Origin of the sequence: Candidatus Enterococcus ikei (assembly GCF_017316105.1) — a bacterium.
GTDB lineage: Bacteria > Bacillota > Bacilli > Lactobacillales > Enterococcaceae > Enterococcus_L > Enterococcus_L ikei.
Genome location: NZ_JAFLWD010000019.1, coordinates 1 through 15,025 on the forward strand (window position 1 = coordinate 1; position 15,025 = coordinate 15,025).

The following is a 15,025-nucleotide window of genomic DNA, read 5'->3' on the forward strand; positions in this document are numbered from 1 at the left end:
ATATATATACAGTATGATAAAAGAATTAAAGTGAGATTCTTTGTTTTTATCGCATAAAAGAACAAGAACAAAACAATAAAAGTTTTGTTCTTGTTCTTTTTTTTATTAAACATTTTTAATACTTGAATGAATAAAGATTCTTTTTTTGTTAGAGCATCAGAAATGGGTAGAGTAGTCAATTTTAGGGATATCATCAAATTCTTCAATCTCTAAGAAAGTTTGAATTGAACAGTAGAATTACTCGAAAAGCTTTCTTTGATACACCCGGGATGTTATAATTAATAAAATGTTTCCAAAGGAGCGTCAAAAATATGGCTGACAATTTACAATTAGTGATAATTACTGGAATGAGCGGAGCAGGAAAAACTGTAGCGATCCAAAGTTTTGAAGATATGGGGTATTTTTGTATTGATAATATGCCTCCAAGTTTGATTCCTAAGTTTTGGGAATTGATTAAAGAATCAGGAAAAGTAACAAAAATTGCGTTGGTTATTGATTTACGTTCACGAAATTTCTTTAGGGAAATTCAGGATATGTTGGTTGAACTTGAAAATACCAATTTAATCGATACAACGATCATGTTTTTAGATGCAACAGATGAAGAATTGGTTTCACGTTATAAAGAAACGCGACGTGCCCATCCATTAGCAATGGACGGTTTAATTACAGAAGGAATCAGAAAAGAGCGAGCAATCCTTGAAGAAATCAGAGGAGATGCACAAGTAGTTATAGATACAACAAATTTATCACCTAGACAATTAAGAGAAAGAATCAATGGAGAATTTAAATCCAGAGATACCCATGAATTTCGTGTTGAATTGATTTCTTTTGGATTTAAATACGGCTTGCCGATTGATGCAGATATTGTTATGGATGTTCGCTTCTTACCAAATCCACACTATATTCCAGAGCTACGGCCTCTGACTGGACAGGATTCTTCAGTGTACGATTATGTAATGAGTTTCCCAGAAACAGAAAGTTTCTATACTCGTTTTAGTGATTTGCTGAAAAATGTATTGCCTGGTTATGAAAAAGAAGGAAAATCAAGCGTTACGATTGCAATTGGCTGTACTGGAGGACAACATCGATCAGTTGCGTTGACAGAACGACTAGGTGAAGAGCTAGGGAAAGACTACCATGTCAATATTACCCACCGCGATAAAGGCAAACGTAAAGAGACGGTGAACCGTTCATGAAAATGAAAACATACCGCATTAGAAAACCTAAAATCGTTGTAGTTGGTGGAGGTACTGGTTTACCAGTCATCTTGAATAGTTTGCGTAACCAAAGTGCTGATATCACTGCAGTTGTGACTGTTGCGGATGATGGAGGAAGTAGCGGTGAAATCCGAGAGTCAATGAATATGACTCCACCAGGTGATTTACGAAATGTATTGGTTGCACTATCAGATATGCCTCAGTTGTATGAAGATATTTTTCAATACCGTTTTGATAAATCGGACAAGTATTTTGCTAATCATGCGATTGGTAATTTGATTATAGCAGCGGTATCAGAAATGCGTGGTAGTACTTACGAAGCTATTCAGCTGCTCTCAAAAATGATGCATGTGGATGGACATATATATCCTTCATCTGAACGACCATTAACACTTCATGCTGTATTCAAAGACGGCACTATTGCAGTTGGTGAATCTAGTATCGCTGTTGACCGAAAAACGATCGACCATGTGTTTGTGACGAACACAAATGACGATGAACAGCCTAAAGCTGCGAGAAAAGTAGTCAAAGCAATTGAAGAAGCTGATATGATTGTTTTAGGACCAGGTAGTATGTTTACCAGTATTTTACCTAACTTAGTCATTAGTGAAATTGGGGAGGCAATCATTAATGCTGAAGGTGAAGTTGTTTATATCTGTAATATCATGACGCAAAAAGGTGAAACAGAACATTTTACAGATGCAGATCATGTGTGTGTACTGCATGAGCATTTGCAAAGTAAGTTTGTGGATACTGTTTTAGTGAATACGGAAAAAGTTCCAGATGGCTATATGGACCCAGAAATCTATGATGAGTATTTGGTCCAAGTAGAGCATGATTTTAAAACGTTACGAGATGAAGGGTGTCGTGTGATTTCTACGGACTTTTTAAAATTACGTGATGGCGGTGTTTTCCACGATGGCGATAAAGTTGTAGATGAATTATTCCGCATTGTATTTGGCGCAAGATATTAATAGTAAAAAATAAGAGAGGAGGACTAGAATTGTCTTTTGCAGCGGATGTGAAAAAAGAGCTGACGACTTTAGAAGTTCATCGAGAACATGCTAGAGCGGAATTGGCTGCTTTGATTCGAATGAATGGGTCGTTAAGTATAGTGAATCAACAGTTTGTATTGAATGTCCAAACAGAGAATGCAGCGATTGCTAGACGAATCTATTCTCTTTTGAAAGATCATTACGATGTTCGTTCAGAATTATTAGTTCGAAAAAAAATGAAACTAAAGAAGAATAACGTATATATTGTACGTTTAAAGCAAGATACGAAAAGTGTACTTGCCGATTTAGATATTTTAGATGGAATGATGTTCAATACGCATGTATCAGATGAAATTATGGGAAATGCTCAAAAAATGAAGTCTTACCTAAGAGGAGCTTTCATGGCTTCAGGATCTGTCAATAATCCAGAAACCAGCCGATATCATTTGGAAATTTTTTCGATATATGAAGAACATAACGATGATATTTGTCAGATGCTGAATTATTATGATTTGAATGCACGAACATTAGAACGAAGAAATGGGTATATTTCCTATTTAAAAGGAGCAGAGCGAATCGCAGATTTTCTGACGCTGATCGGTGCAACTAATTCAATGCTGAAATTTGAAGATGTCCGAATTGTTCGCGATATGCGCAATTCAGTGAATCGTTTAGTTAACTGTGAAACGGCAAATCTTAATAAGACGATCGATGCTGCATCCAAACAAATTGAAAACATTCAATATATCGAAAGTGTCGTTGGCTTAAGCGCATTGCCAGAGAAATTGCAAGAAATTGCTGAATTACGTTTAGAGTACCCAGAGGTTAGTTTAAAGGAATTAGGCGAGATGATTCCCTCAGGCGCCATTTCAAAATCAGGCATCAATCATCGGATTCGTAAAATTAATGAATTTGCTGATAAATTGAGGGATAATGGTGTATGATAGATGATCAAATACTTTGTTTGACTAGTGCTAAGCGATTGACTGAAGGTTGAATGAAAAAAATTATGGCAGATTAAGTTCTTTTCACTTAATTTGCCATAATTTTTTTATTTTACAATAATATAGAGATCATCGTTTTTTTCGTAGATATCATAATAATAATTAGATAACTTTAACTCACTAGGATTCTTTTGAAAAGTTTTAGGTTTGAATTGATTAATGTTTATTTTCATTCCCGTATAAGTCTTAAACAATAGTTGATTAGGCCAATAAATTTCTGAGTTTGTTGGCACTAAATCTTTTAGAATAGAATAATTTCTTACTGAATTAATCAAGATAGGTGAATCTTTGAAAAGCGTATTAGCATAAACAGCTTTTATGTTTGGTTTTATTAAATCTTTTAAATCATCGGCTAGAATTAAGCTTTGTTTTTCAAATGCTTCTTTTTGGTATTGAAGCGTAGAAGCATAAACAAATGGAAACGAAAGAATGTAGTAGCAAAACAAACAAACGAATACTTTAGTCGTTATATTTATGAAATTTGCTGGTAATTTATTTAGAAGTAAAATAAAGGTTATTGATGTAAATACACCAAATCCATATGCATATCTTGGAGCAACTAAGGCTAGCTTTTCGGGAAAAATCAAAAACACCCCGTAACTTAGTACGGCTCCTAAAATTAAATATAATAATATAAAGACAATACTTTTAACTTTATTTAGTTTTGAATTTAGTATGCTAGTTGTAATAAACAATAGGATTAAAATTATAAAAAGGGCTAACCAAACTTTTGTACTTTGTTCTAGTATTCTGTGCAAATACATTTTACTATTTGTTAAAAAGGTTTGAGGGATATCTTTTATACTAGCAATGACAACATGGCCACCTCGATCAGCTAATTCGGGATTAAACTTCGTTTCTAAAACATAAATCAACATGGCGCTAATGTAAGCAAGTGCTGAGAATGCTATTTTTTTAAACGTGCTCATAGGATCTTTATTCGACAATAGTTCTTTTAAAGAGAGAGCCAAGACCATAATGATATAAATGCCAGAAGAGGATTGATAAGTGTTACACATTAAGAAAATACTTATCACTGAGACAATAAAGAAAGTACTTGATTTTTTTTCCCACCATAAAAATGGAATAATAGAAAATAAAATACTTAAGGCCATATAAGGACTATCAAATCTGAAACTGACACTTTGTAAAAACCAAGGATTCAAACCAATAATTGTTGATACGATAAGAGGTAATAGCTCTAACTTTTTGTTGTTGAGACAATAGACGACAATGACACTCGATAAGGCTAAGATAAGACCTGTGAGAATATGAGTAGTTAAGCCCATATCGGTTAAATGTCTGCTTCCTTGAACTAGCCAAGAAGCAATTTCGCTTCCCCAACGTGAATAACTTCGTGCAAAATCAGTTGCACCAGTCAATTGTCTAGCTGTATCATCAATATAAGGGAAAGCCACGAGGCCAATTGCCAAAATGGCAACTTGATAGATAAGAACTGTTGTGATCAATAAGGATTTGTTTTCTTTTGCCCAATCTTTTATTAAGGGTATTTTTTTTGTCAGCATATTTTTATCCACTTTCTTTGTTAGTATAATTTATGATAAGTATAACTGAATCAAGTCAGATTTTAAATAGAGATTTTATTTTGTGATGGTTTACTTTAGAAAAGATTAAACCCTTAGGCAGAAAATAACATTTACGAACTCTAAAAAAACTATTCAGCCAATAAAAAAACAAGAAATTTAAGTATAACTCTATGATATGAGTCATACCCAAATCTCTTGGAAGTTACTACATTAATTTCCAAAAACTGAAGATCTATAACAGAAGGTTTTGGAAATAGAAGATTTTTTAATCACACGTTACTATTTTCCTTCTAAATAATCAATCAATTCTTCTTTAGTAATTGATTCATCAAAGATATGTTCCCCAATCACGATAGTTGGTACAAATTTGATGTTTGCAAGTTCCGCTTCTGCGATGACAGATTGAATAATTGTTGGGTTTTCGTTTTTAGATAAGTGTAAATTAGTTTCAGCAAAGACGGCTACCTCTTCTAACGAAAGATTGCCCCATTGATCTTGGGTATCATACATTTGTTTTAAATCAGTTAATGCTTTTTCTGGTAGTTCATAGTTAATATGATGATGCATGACATTTCCGCGCTGTAAACTTTCTTTTTCTTTATCAAAAAGTTTGATGATTCGCTGAACTTTGCCTTCTTTGACATAGTCATTTAATAAGTCAAAAGATTCCTCGAACCATTTTTTACAATAGGGGCAGCGAACATTCATAAATTCTACCATTTTTATTGGAGCAGAATCTTTTCCAACAGCCAAACCATTGCTTGTTGTAACTTTTGTTGCATCGATAACTGAAATATCCATTATTAATAACATCCTTTCATTTCTACTAATCTAAGTGTAGCGTTTTTTCTCTTTACTTTAAATAAAAATGCCTAAAATTTTCAAAGGAAATTTTAGGCATTTATTTTATTATTTGCTTAATGAGCTGCTGTTTTCCATAACTTCATCGATCAAACCATATTCTTTTGCTTGTTGGGCAGTCATAAAGTTATCACGATCTGTATCACGTTCGATAACTTCAAGCGGTTGCCCCGTACGTTCTGCCAAGATTTTATTTAAGCGATCACGTGTGTCAAGAATGTGTTTAGCTGCAATCTCGATCTCAGTTGCTTGACCTTGTGCGCCGCCTAGTGGTTGATGGATCATGATTTCAGCATTAGGTAAAGCAAAACGTTTGCCTTTTGTACCAGCAGTTAATAGGAAACTTCCCATAGAAGCTGCCATACCTAAAACAATTGTTTGTACATCAGCTTTAACAAAATTCATCGTGTCGAAAATCGCTAATCCAGCAGAAACACTTCCGCCAGGTGAGTTGATATAAATATAGATATCTTTCTCAGAGTCTTGGGCATCCAAAAATAGTAATTGAGCGATAACAGAGTTCGCTACATTGTCGTCGATTGGACCACTTAACATGATGATTCTATCTTTTAATAATCGTGAATAAATATCATACGCTCTTTCTCCACGAGATGATTGTTCAATGACTGTTGGTATTAAATTCATAGTATATTCCTCCTATATAAAAAGCTCTTCAAATCATTTTATCACAAAGCATACCTTAATGCTTAAAAAAAGTATACTTTATTGGTCAATAAAGGTCAACTTTAAAGCACTATATTCTGTAGGAAAAAGAACATGTATTTTGGATAAAAAAACTGGGACATAACTCTATGAGTTACATCCCAGTCGTATGGAATCTGGATAAACAGTAAGATCAGAAGTGACTCCATTGGAAATACGCTTTCTGTTCTAACTTGTCTATTCATTACTATTATGAAGTTACTACAATATTTCCATTTTGATCTGCAGGTTTAAGTAAAGTAGCGATTGCTGTGAAAAATGCAATAATTGCAGGAATACCTGTCCATGAGAACACTAGATACATAATACCTTTTCCAGTAAAACCAGAGTAGAATTTATGAACACCAAACCAACCTAAGAAAAATGCTAATATAAAATAAATCCATTTGTTAACGACTCTACCGTGCTGTACATAACCACCAACAGTTTGTGTATTGTTATTTTCGTTGACGATGTTGATATTGATTTTATCTTGTATATTTTCAGCTATAGTTGTTGCTTTGTGAATGATCAATTCATCTCCATCTGGAAATACATCTACAAGATCTCCGATTTCTGGCTTGAAGTTAAACCATTCATATAGTGCTCTGGTCGTACTTCCATCTTCATTGGCAATAACAACATCTTCAAAATCCAACTTAATAACTTTTTTCCCCATCCTAAGTTCCTCACTTTTTCTCTATAATATTATTGAAATTGTATTATATCATCAAATTTAACAGTAATCTATAGCTTTTAAACATAATGTAGGATTTAAAATTAGTAAAGATAATAATTTTTTTGGAAAATAACTGGGCTATTTTTTTTATCTTATTTTTTTACGCTTGTGAAAGAGTATGTTATACTAAAAAAACAAGAACGAAAGAGTGAGGGAAGCTGAATGGTTGTTTTTATTGCAGGTATGACTGGGGTCTTGCTTGGTGCAGTTATTGCATCGATTGGCGTGGCTTTACGTGTGACCTATGAAGAGCGCAAGGCAGTACGTTATCGTGAATTAGAAAATTTTGTCAAAGAAATTGAGACACTAAATCTTTTAAACAAAAAAATCAATGAGATTCTGCAAAAAAGAGATATCTATGTGGATAGATCCGTGAATTTTATATCAATGGATGACTGTTACATCAGTATTGACGATTTTATTTATTTAGAATCATTTTCAGCGCAAAATAATTTCTATTTACCTACGTATTTGATTGAAGAATTTTTCAAAAAAATCGCTCATAGAAAAGTGATTTTAACCCCTGATGAAGTGATTTCTATGGGAGGAAGTACGTATAAAGGCGGACGAATTATCTTAGAAAGTTTTTCTGAAGAGTTACTTTCCATTATTGAAGATAAAAAAAGACAAATGAAACGCTTAACACATAAACCTCTCTATTACTTCCAAAAAGGTTAAATTGAAAATAGCTATTACTCAAGAATTATGAGTAATAGCTATTTTTTTTTGATTTTTAAAATGAGAAAAAATAGTAGCTTGAATTTACCAGATGTCTATTATCACTAGATAAAAAACAATAAGTAAGAAACGAAAGACTAATGTTTTTAGAATTTTCTGAATCTTTTTATCAAATTTTATTGACATTCTCATTTATTAGGTTTATAGTTAACAAAAGCTTTTATTTATCACATGCTATTTTAATCTTTATAGATTTTTTAAAAGAGGAGACCATTGCCATGCAAAAGACAAACAACAATCACGTATTAGTCATTATTTTATCGTGTAGGACTTAGAACACTGAGAAATTTCGCAGCTGTTAGAGTCCTGTTTGTCTTTGGTAAATGGGGGTCTTACTAAAGCATCCCATTCAATCGATGGGGTGCTTTTTTTGTAGAAAGTTTTATAAAGAAGCAGATGAAGTAAATAAGAAAATGAATCAGAAGAATCCCAAAGAGCTCTTCTGTAAACAACTGAATTGGAGTGGATGAAAATGCGTAGTGATAAAATAAAAAAAGGAATCGAAGCGGCACCTGCTAGGAGCTTGCTTTATGCGACAGGACAGGTAAAAAATGCCAAAGATATGAACAAGCCATTTATAGCAATCTGTAATTCGTACATTGATATTGTTCCAGGGCATGTGCATTTAAGAGAATTGGCGGATGTTGCTAAAGAAGCGATTCGCGAAGCTGGAGGCATTCCTTTTGAATTTAATACGATCGGCGTGGACGACGGGATTGCAATGGGGCATATTGGTATGCGTTATTCATTACCTAGTAGAGAAATCATTGCAGATGCGGCAGAAACTGTGATTAATGCTCACTGGTTTGATGGTGTTTTCTATATTCCTAACTGTGACAAAATTACTCCTGGAATGCTGATGGCAAGTGTTCGAACGAATGTACCCGCAATTTTCTGTTCAGGTGGTCCAATGAAGGCTGGCATTGATCCAACAGGACATACGTTGACACTTTCGAATATGTTTGAAGCAGTTGGTACCTTTAAAGAAGGCAAAATGACTGAAGAAGAATTTAACTTTATGGAACAAAATGCCTGTCCAACGTGTGGATCATGTGCTGGGATGTTTACAGCAAACTCTATGAACTGTTTGATGGAAGTATTAGGAATGGCTTTACCTGGAAATGGAACGATTTTAGCGGTATCAGATGAGCGCAGAGAACTCGTTAGACAATCAGCCTTCCATCTAATGGATCTAGTCAAAAAACAAATCAAGCCGAGAGATATCATTACAAAAGAAGCAATCGATGATGCATTTGCATTAGACATGGCGATGGGGGGCTCTACTAATACAGTTTTGCATACCTTAGCAATCGCAAATGAAGCAGAGATTGATTACAACTTGGAAGAAGTGAATGCTATTGCTGAGCGAGTGCCCTATCTATCTAAAATTGCTCCATCGTCAGCTTATTCTATGCATGATGTTCATGAAGCTGGCGGTGTTCCTGCAATCATGAAAGAGTTGGTGGATTTAGGCAACGCGATTCATCCAGACCGTATCACAGTAACGGGAAAAACGATTCGTGAAAATGTGCAAGACGCGGTAATCAAAAATGAAGAAGTTATCCATCCAAAAGAAAATCCGTATAGTCCAGTAGGTGGTTTATCGATTTTGTATGGAAATATTGCACCAAAAGGTAGTGTAATCAAAGTAGGTGGTGTTGATCCATCAATCAAAAAATTTGTAGGTAAAGCGATTTGTTTCAGTTCTCATGATGAAGCTGTTGCAGCCATTGATGATCATACAGTGACCAAAGGACACGTTGTCGTTATTCGTTATGAAGGACCAAAAGGCGGTCCTGGTATGCCGGAAATGTTAGCACCAACGTCTAGTATCGTTGGACGTGGTTTAGGTAAAGATGTAGCTTTGATTACAGATGGACGTTTTTCAGGAGCAACTCGAGGAATTGCTGTAGGACATATTTCTCCAGAAGCTGCAGCTGGCGGTCCAATCGCTTTAGTCAGAGATGGTGATGAGATTGAAATCGACTTAATAAATCGGACACTAGAATTACATGTTTCAGATGAAGAGCTGGCGAAACGAAATGATCAACTGCCAAAATTCAAGGCGAAAGTAAAAACAGGATACTTGGCTCGATACACGGCGTTGGTGACATCAGCACACACAGGAGGAATCATGCAGATTCCAGATGACTTACTAGACTAGAAAGAGGAGGGAAGCTCATGGCAGAACAACAGAAAAAAATGAAAAATGGCTCAAGAATTTTGATTGATGCGTTGTTAAAACAAAAGGTAGAAATGATTTTTGGTTATCCAGGCGGAGCGGTCCTTCCTTTGTATGATGCATTATATGATGGAGATATACCCCATATTTTGACTAGACATGAACAAGGTGCAGTTCATGCGGCTGAAGGATATGCTAAAGCAACAGGAAAACCCGGGGTAGTAATTGTGACTAGCGGACCAGGAGCGACCAATGCAATCACCGGTATTGCTGATGCGATGAGTGATTCAATTCCGTTGGTTGTTTTCACGGGGCAAGTTTTGACAGATGGTATTGGAAAAGATGCTTTTCAAGAAGCAGATGTTATCGGACTTACAATGCCGATAACCAAAAACAATTATCAAGTGAGAGAAACGAAAGAATTACCGAGGATCATTGAAGAAGCGTTTCATATTGCAACAACTGGCAGAAAAGGTCCAGTGGTTATCGATCTACCGAAAGATATTACCATAATGGAAGCTGCTGCCGATATAGAAGTGAAATTAAATTTACCAAGCTATCAGCCCACCGTAAAACCAAATAAATTACAAGTGAAAAAGTTGATGGAAGCCTTGTCCAAAGCAAAAAAACCATTAGTGTTAGTTGGAGCAGGTGTTTTACATGCCGATGCAGGAAAAGAAATAGTAGAATTCATCAACAAACATCAAGTACCAGCTTTAAGCTCATTATTAGGACTGGGAGCTGTCCCGACAGATAATGAACTATTTCTTGGGATGGGCGGTATGCATGGTTCGTTTGCGGCAAATATGGCGTTGACGGATTGCGATTTTCTGATCAATATAGGATCTCGTTTTGATGATCGTTTAGCGAGTGCGCCAAAAGAATTTGCACCTAATGCAATTATTGCTCATGTAGATATCGATCCAGCTGAAATTGGTAAAACGATCGAGACCCAAATTCCAATAGTGGCAGATGCAAAAGAAACTTTAAAAGAAATGTTAAAAATCGATGTTGATGTTGAAGATTGTACAGACTGGAAAAAATTAAATTTTTCTAGGAAAAAACGACATCCATTTAAATATGATAAAGATCAAAAAGCTGAAATCAAACCTCAAAAGGTAATTGAATTTATTGGTGAACTTACAAATGGCGAAGCAATCGTTGCAACGGATGTAGGACAACATCAAATGTGGGCTGCTCAATTTTATCCATTTAAAAATGAGAAACAGCTGGTGACAAGCGGAGGTCTTGGAACGATGGGTTACGGAGTTCCAGCAGCAATTGGCGCAAAGTTAGGCTGTCCAGATAAAGAAGTTGTGCTGTTTGTAGGCGATGGCGGATTCCAAATGACTAATCAAGAATTAGCAATTTTAAATGAATACAATATTCCAATCAAAATCGTGATTTTAAACAATCAATCATTGGGGATGGTGCGTCAATGGCAAGAAAGTTTCTTTAACAGTCGGCGCTCAGAATCAGTTTTTGCTAGTCAACCTGATTTTGTGAAGATGGCAGAAGCGTATCATATCAAAGGCGTTAGGATAGAAAATCCAGAAACTATAGAAGCAGAATTAACAGAAGCGTTCAAAGAGACAGGACCTTTGTTGATAGAAGTTATGGTGTCACCAACGGAACATGTATTACCAATGGTTCCAGCGGGCAAAGCAAACTATCAGATGCTGGGGGTGGACTAACATGAGACGCATTATTACAGCAACAGTCAATAATAATTCTGGGGTCTTAAATCGCTTTAGTGGTGTTTTGACACGTAGACAAGTTAATATCGATAGCATTTCTGTTGGACCAACTGAGTTAGACAATGTTTCACGGATCACAATTGTCGTTCAAGTCGCTGATTTAAATGAAAGTGAACAGGTGACCAAACAATTAAATAAACAAATCGATGTGATCAAAGTTTCTGATATCACAGATGAACCACATTTGGAAAGAGAATTAGCATTAGTAAAAGTCAATGCACCAGCTGCTGTTCGAGCTGAATTATTCTCAGTGATTGATCCGTTTAGAGCCAATGTTATTGATGTTGGTACACGTTCTGTCGTGATTCAAGTCACAGGAACTAGCGAAAAAATCAGCGCTTTCGTGGATGTCGTTGCACCATATGGCATTAAACAATTAGCACGAACAGGCGTCACAGGATTTACCAGAGGCAACAACTAAAAATAGGTCTTAAAGCATACGCTTATAAGCATAAAAAATTTGGAGGGTTCAACATGGCAAAAGTATATTATGATAGCTCAGTAGAAAACAATCAATTAGAAGGAAAAACAATCGCAATTATCGGTTACGGTTCACAAGGACATGCTCATGCGCAAAACCTAAGAGACAATGGTAATCAAGTGATTATCGGGATTCGTGAAGGAAAATCAGCAGAAGCGGCTAGAAACGACGGTTTTGACGTTCTAACTGTATCAGAAGCATCTAAAAAAGCAGATATTGTTATGATTTTGGCTCCAGATGAAATTCAAGGAGATCTTTACGACAATGAAATTGCACCAAACTTAGAAGCAGGCAATGCCTTAGCCTTTGGTCATGGCTTCAATATTCATTTTGATGTAATTGCGCCACCAAAAGATGTGGATGTTTTCTTAGTTGCTCCGAAAGGTCCAGGACACCTTGTACGTCGTACCTTTACAGAAGGCTTTGCGGTACCAGCATTATTTGCGGTATACCAAGATGCAACAGGCAAAGCAAGTGATGTTGCATTATCTTATGCAAAAGGAATCGGTGCCACTCGCGTTGGTGTATTGGAAACAACTTTTAAAGAAGAAACGGAAACAGATCTATTCGGTGAGCAAGCAGTATTATGTGGTGGGTTAACAAGCTTGATCGAAGCTGGCTTTGAAACATTGACAGAAGCTGGCTACCAACCAGAATTAGCGTACTTTGAAGTATGTCATGAATTGAAATTGATCGTTGACCTTATTTATGAGGGAGGATTTGAGAAAATGCGTAACTCAATCTCAAATACTGCTGAGTATGGAGACTACGTTTCAGGACCTCGTGTTGTAACTGCTGAAGCAAAAGCTAACATGAAAGAGGTTCTTACAGATATTCAAAATGGCAAATTTGCTAAAGGATTCATTGATGACAACAAAAATGGCTTCAAAGAATTCAAACAAATGCGTAAAGATAACGCTGGACATCCAATTGAAAAAGTTGGAGCAGAGCTACGTAAAATGATGCCTTTCGTATCAAGAGAAGACTAAACTAGTAAATAAAGGTTGAGAAAATAGATTTTTCTCAACCTTTTACATAGTAAGAGGTGAGGAAAATTTGGTGAAATTAACAAAAGAAAATATCGAAGAAGCATATACTATACTGAAAGATGTCGTAACGAAAACACCATTGCAGTACGATATGTATCTATCACAAAAGTATCAATGTAACGTGTATTTAAAAAGAGAAGATCTACAAAAAGTTCGTTCATTCAAATTAAGAGGTGCGTACTATGCAATTAAGCAAACCCCGAATGACATGCTTAAAAACGGAGTAGTTTGTGCTAGTGCTGGAAACCACGCCCAAGGTGTAGCGTATACCTGTCATGAAATGCACGTGGCAGCTACGATTTTTATGCCGACCACCACACCTCAGCAAAAAATTTCTCAAGTAAAATTTTTTGGTGGCGATGAAGTGACCGTTCAATTGATTGGAGATACCTTTGATGCTTCTGCCAAAGCGGCTAAAGAATATGCTAAAGCCAATAATCAAGCTTTTATTGATCCTTTTAATGATTTAAATATTATGGCAGGACAAGGAACGGTGGCTGTTGAAGTATTTCAAGAGGCGAAAGAGTCTGAATTTCAAGTAGACTATTTATTAGCAGCAATTGGTGGAGGTGGTTTAGTCAGCGGAGTTTCAACTTACACAAAAAGTGTCAGCCCAACTACTGCGGTAATTGGTGTTGAGCCGTTAGGTGCTCAATCAATGCGGGCGGCTTTTGATGAAGGAAAACCAGTTATGCTGGATAGCGTTGAAAAATTTGTTGACGGTGCTGCAGTCAAGCAAGTCGGTCATTTAACTTATGAACATGCGTTAGAATATGTGGATGAGCTTTTAGCTGTCGATGAAGGACAAGTTTGTTCAACTATTTTAGATTTATATACAAAACAAGCAATTGTTGTAGAACCAGCAGGAGCATTAAGTGTTTCAGCTTTAGAGTTAGTTAAAGAGGATATTAAAGGTAAAAATGTTGTTTGCATTATCAGCGGTGGAAATAATGATATAAACCGGATGGAAGAAATCGAGGAGCGTTCTCTAATTTTTGAAGGATTGAAGCATTATTTTGTAATTAATTTCCCTCAACGTCCTGGTGCATTAAGAGAATTTGTGACTGATATTTTAGGGCCAAACGATGATATCACACGTTTTGAATATACAAAAAAGGTTAATCGTGGAACAGGACCAGTTGTATTGGGGATTTTACTTAACGAGAAAGAGGAATTACCCAATCTATTGGTGAAAATGGCTGAGTTTGACCCTAATTATATTGATTTAAGTAATAACCCGTCGTTGTATGCATTACTTGTTTAACAATTAAATGAAAAAAATATTAAATAGATCGCTTAAAGAAAGTTGTAAATACTTTTTTTAAGCGACCTATTTAGTTTATTTTATTAATAAATGATTACGTGAAACTGAATGAAAAACGTTCATTATTGCTTTTTTTATTAAATTTATTTTTGGTGATGGTATATTTTTGGTATCATCCGTTAGTTCAGAATAATAGCGATTATTCGATTAAATCAGAGACGTAACAACCAAAACAGCTGAAAAACAGAATCTACTGTCTGCCTCTAAGTGACGTGCTAGTTATTCTCAACGTTCGAGTATGACCGATGGGGGTATTAATATCAGTAACTTAACTATGTTAAGTTACTATCATAAGATTGAATAATGTGTAGAAGTTAATTCTATCATATTGTTCAATCTTTTTTTGAAGAGAATTATCTAAAATTTACTTAAAATAATGAAAAATAGAGTAAGAGTTCTTGCCATTTGTTAAGAAAGAACGTATATTTA

The 15,025-nt window shown here is 35.4% G+C and carries 13 protein-coding genes; 9 read left to right on the top strand and 4 right to left on the bottom strand.

The genetic code is table 11. The annotated features are described in order from the left end of the window. The first annotated feature begins 311 nt into the window (after positions 1-311). The 3 genes from rapZ to whiA are packed head-to-tail and all read left to right on the top strand — an operon-like array spanning position 312 to position 3,156. Complete coding sequence (gene rapZ / locus JZO69_RS08540) at positions 312-1,196, top strand: RNase adapter RapZ (RefSeq protein ID WP_207112464.1); 885 nt, start codon at positions 312-314, stop codon at positions 1,194-1,196. Then, the gene (locus JZO69_RS08545) at positions 1,193-2,191 is read left to right on the top strand and encodes a gluconeogenesis factor YvcK family protein (protein WP_207112465.1); all 999 of its coding nucleotides are present in this window, start codon (positions 1,193-1,195) and stop codon (positions 2,189-2,191) included. Before rapZ ends, JZO69_RS08545 begins: the two co-directional genes overlap by 4 nt. Before the next feature lie 29 nt (positions 2,192-2,220). Then, positions 2,221-3,156: a DNA-binding protein WhiA gene (gene whiA / locus JZO69_RS08550; protein ID WP_207112466.1), complete on the top strand. Its 936-nt coding sequence runs from the start codon at positions 2,221-2,223 to the stop codon at positions 3,154-3,156. Between the two features lie 107 nt (positions 3,157-3,263). Here whiA and JZO69_RS08555 read toward each other — a convergent pair whose 3' ends face one another. From JZO69_RS08555 to JZO69_RS08570, 4 genes are all read right to left on the bottom strand, one after another. Continuing rightward, positions 3,264-4,742, bottom strand: a complete 1,479-nt coding sequence (locus JZO69_RS08555; RefSeq protein ID WP_207112467.1) for a glucosyltransferase domain-containing protein — start codon at positions 4,740-4,742, stop codon at positions 3,264-3,266. Between the two features lie 300 nt (positions 4,743-5,042). Then, on the bottom strand, positions 5,043-5,564 hold the full coding sequence (locus JZO69_RS08560; protein WP_207112468.1) for a thioredoxin domain-containing protein: 522 nt from the start codon (positions 5,562-5,564) through the stop codon (positions 5,043-5,045). A gap of 108 nt (positions 5,565-5,672) precedes the next feature. Beyond that, positions 5,673-6,269, bottom strand: coding sequence for an ATP-dependent Clp endopeptidase proteolytic subunit ClpP (gene clpP / locus JZO69_RS08565; RefSeq protein WP_010760682.1), 597 nt, complete (start codon positions 6,267-6,269; stop codon positions 5,673-5,675). Between the two features lie 268 nt (positions 6,270-6,537). Beyond that, positions 6,538-7,005 (bottom strand): TM2 domain-containing protein, encoded by a 468-nt coding sequence (locus tag JZO69_RS08570; protein WP_207112469.1) that lies wholly within the window; start codon positions 7,003-7,005, stop codon positions 6,538-6,540. A 222-nt stretch (positions 7,006-7,227) separates the two neighbouring features. Between JZO69_RS08570 and JZO69_RS08575 the strand changes: the two genes are divergently transcribed. From JZO69_RS08575 to ilvA, 6 genes are all read left to right on the top strand, one after another. Further along, entirely contained in the window at positions 7,228-7,743 is a 516-nt protein-coding gene (locus JZO69_RS08575) for a hypothetical protein (protein ID WP_207112470.1), read from the top strand. 532 nt (positions 7,744-8,275) lie between these two features. Next, positions 8,276-9,967, top strand: coding sequence for a dihydroxy-acid dehydratase (gene ilvD / locus JZO69_RS08580; protein WP_207112471.1), 1,692 nt, complete (start codon positions 8,276-8,278; stop codon positions 9,965-9,967). Positions 9,968-9,984: 17 nt separating this feature from the next. Continuing rightward, positions 9,985-11,679, top strand: coding sequence for a biosynthetic-type acetolactate synthase large subunit (ilvB, locus tag JZO69_RS08585; RefSeq protein ID WP_207112472.1), 1,695 nt, complete (start codon positions 9,985-9,987; stop codon positions 11,677-11,679). Between the two features lies 1 nt (position 11,680). Continuing rightward, entirely contained in the window at positions 11,681-12,163 is a 483-nt protein-coding gene (ilvN, locus tag JZO69_RS08590) for an acetolactate synthase small subunit (RefSeq protein WP_086312185.1), read from the top strand. 53 nt (positions 12,164-12,216) lie between these two features. Further along, complete coding sequence (gene ilvC, locus JZO69_RS08595) at positions 12,217-13,212, top strand: ketol-acid reductoisomerase (protein WP_207112473.1); 996 nt, start codon at positions 12,217-12,219, stop codon at positions 13,210-13,212. Between the two features lie 67 nt (positions 13,213-13,279). Beyond that, complete coding sequence (gene ilvA / locus JZO69_RS08600; protein WP_242586663.1) at positions 13,280-14,536, top strand: threonine ammonia-lyase IlvA; 1,257 nt, start codon at positions 13,280-13,282, stop codon at positions 14,534-14,536. Positions 14,537-15,025: the final 489 nt, after the last annotated feature.

What these genes read in the sequence shown, in the direction of transcription:
- rapZ (WP_207112464.1), top strand. Translation starts at nt 312, where the DNA reads ATGGCTGACAATTTACAATTAGTGATAATTACTGGAATGAGCGGAGCA.
- ilvN (WP_086312185.1), top strand. Translation starts at nt 11,681, where the DNA reads ATGAGACGCATTATTACAGCAACAGTCAATAATAATTCTGGGGTCTTA.
- clpP (WP_010760682.1), bottom strand. Translation starts at nt 6,269, where the DNA reads ATGAATTTAATACCAACAGTCATTGAACAATCATCTCGTGGAGAAAGA.
- JZO69_RS08555 (WP_207112467.1), bottom strand. Translation starts at nt 4,742, where the DNA reads ATGCTGACAAAAAAAATACCCTTAATAAAAGATTGGGCAAAAGAAAAC.
- JZO69_RS08560 (WP_207112468.1), bottom strand. Translation starts at nt 5,564, where the DNA reads ATGGATATTTCAGTTATCGATGCAACAAAAGTTACAACAAGCAATGGT.
- JZO69_RS08570 (WP_207112469.1), bottom strand. Translation starts at nt 7,005, where the DNA reads ATGGGGAAAAAAGTTATTAAGTTGGATTTTGAAGATGTTGTTATTGCC.
- JZO69_RS08545 (WP_207112465.1), top strand. Translation starts at nt 1,193, where the DNA reads ATGAAAATGAAAACATACCGCATTAGAAAACCTAAAATCGTTGTAGTT.
- JZO69_RS08575 (WP_207112470.1), top strand. Translation starts at nt 7,228, where the DNA reads ATGGTTGTTTTTATTGCAGGTATGACTGGGGTCTTGCTTGGTGCAGTT.
- ilvB (WP_207112472.1), top strand. Translation starts at nt 9,985, where the DNA reads ATGGCAGAACAACAGAAAAAAATGAAAAATGGCTCAAGAATTTTGATT.
- ilvD (WP_207112471.1), top strand. Translation starts at nt 8,276, where the DNA reads ATGCGTAGTGATAAAATAAAAAAAGGAATCGAAGCGGCACCTGCTAGG.
- ilvC (WP_207112473.1), top strand. Translation starts at nt 12,217, where the DNA reads ATGGCAAAAGTATATTATGATAGCTCAGTAGAAAACAATCAATTAGAA.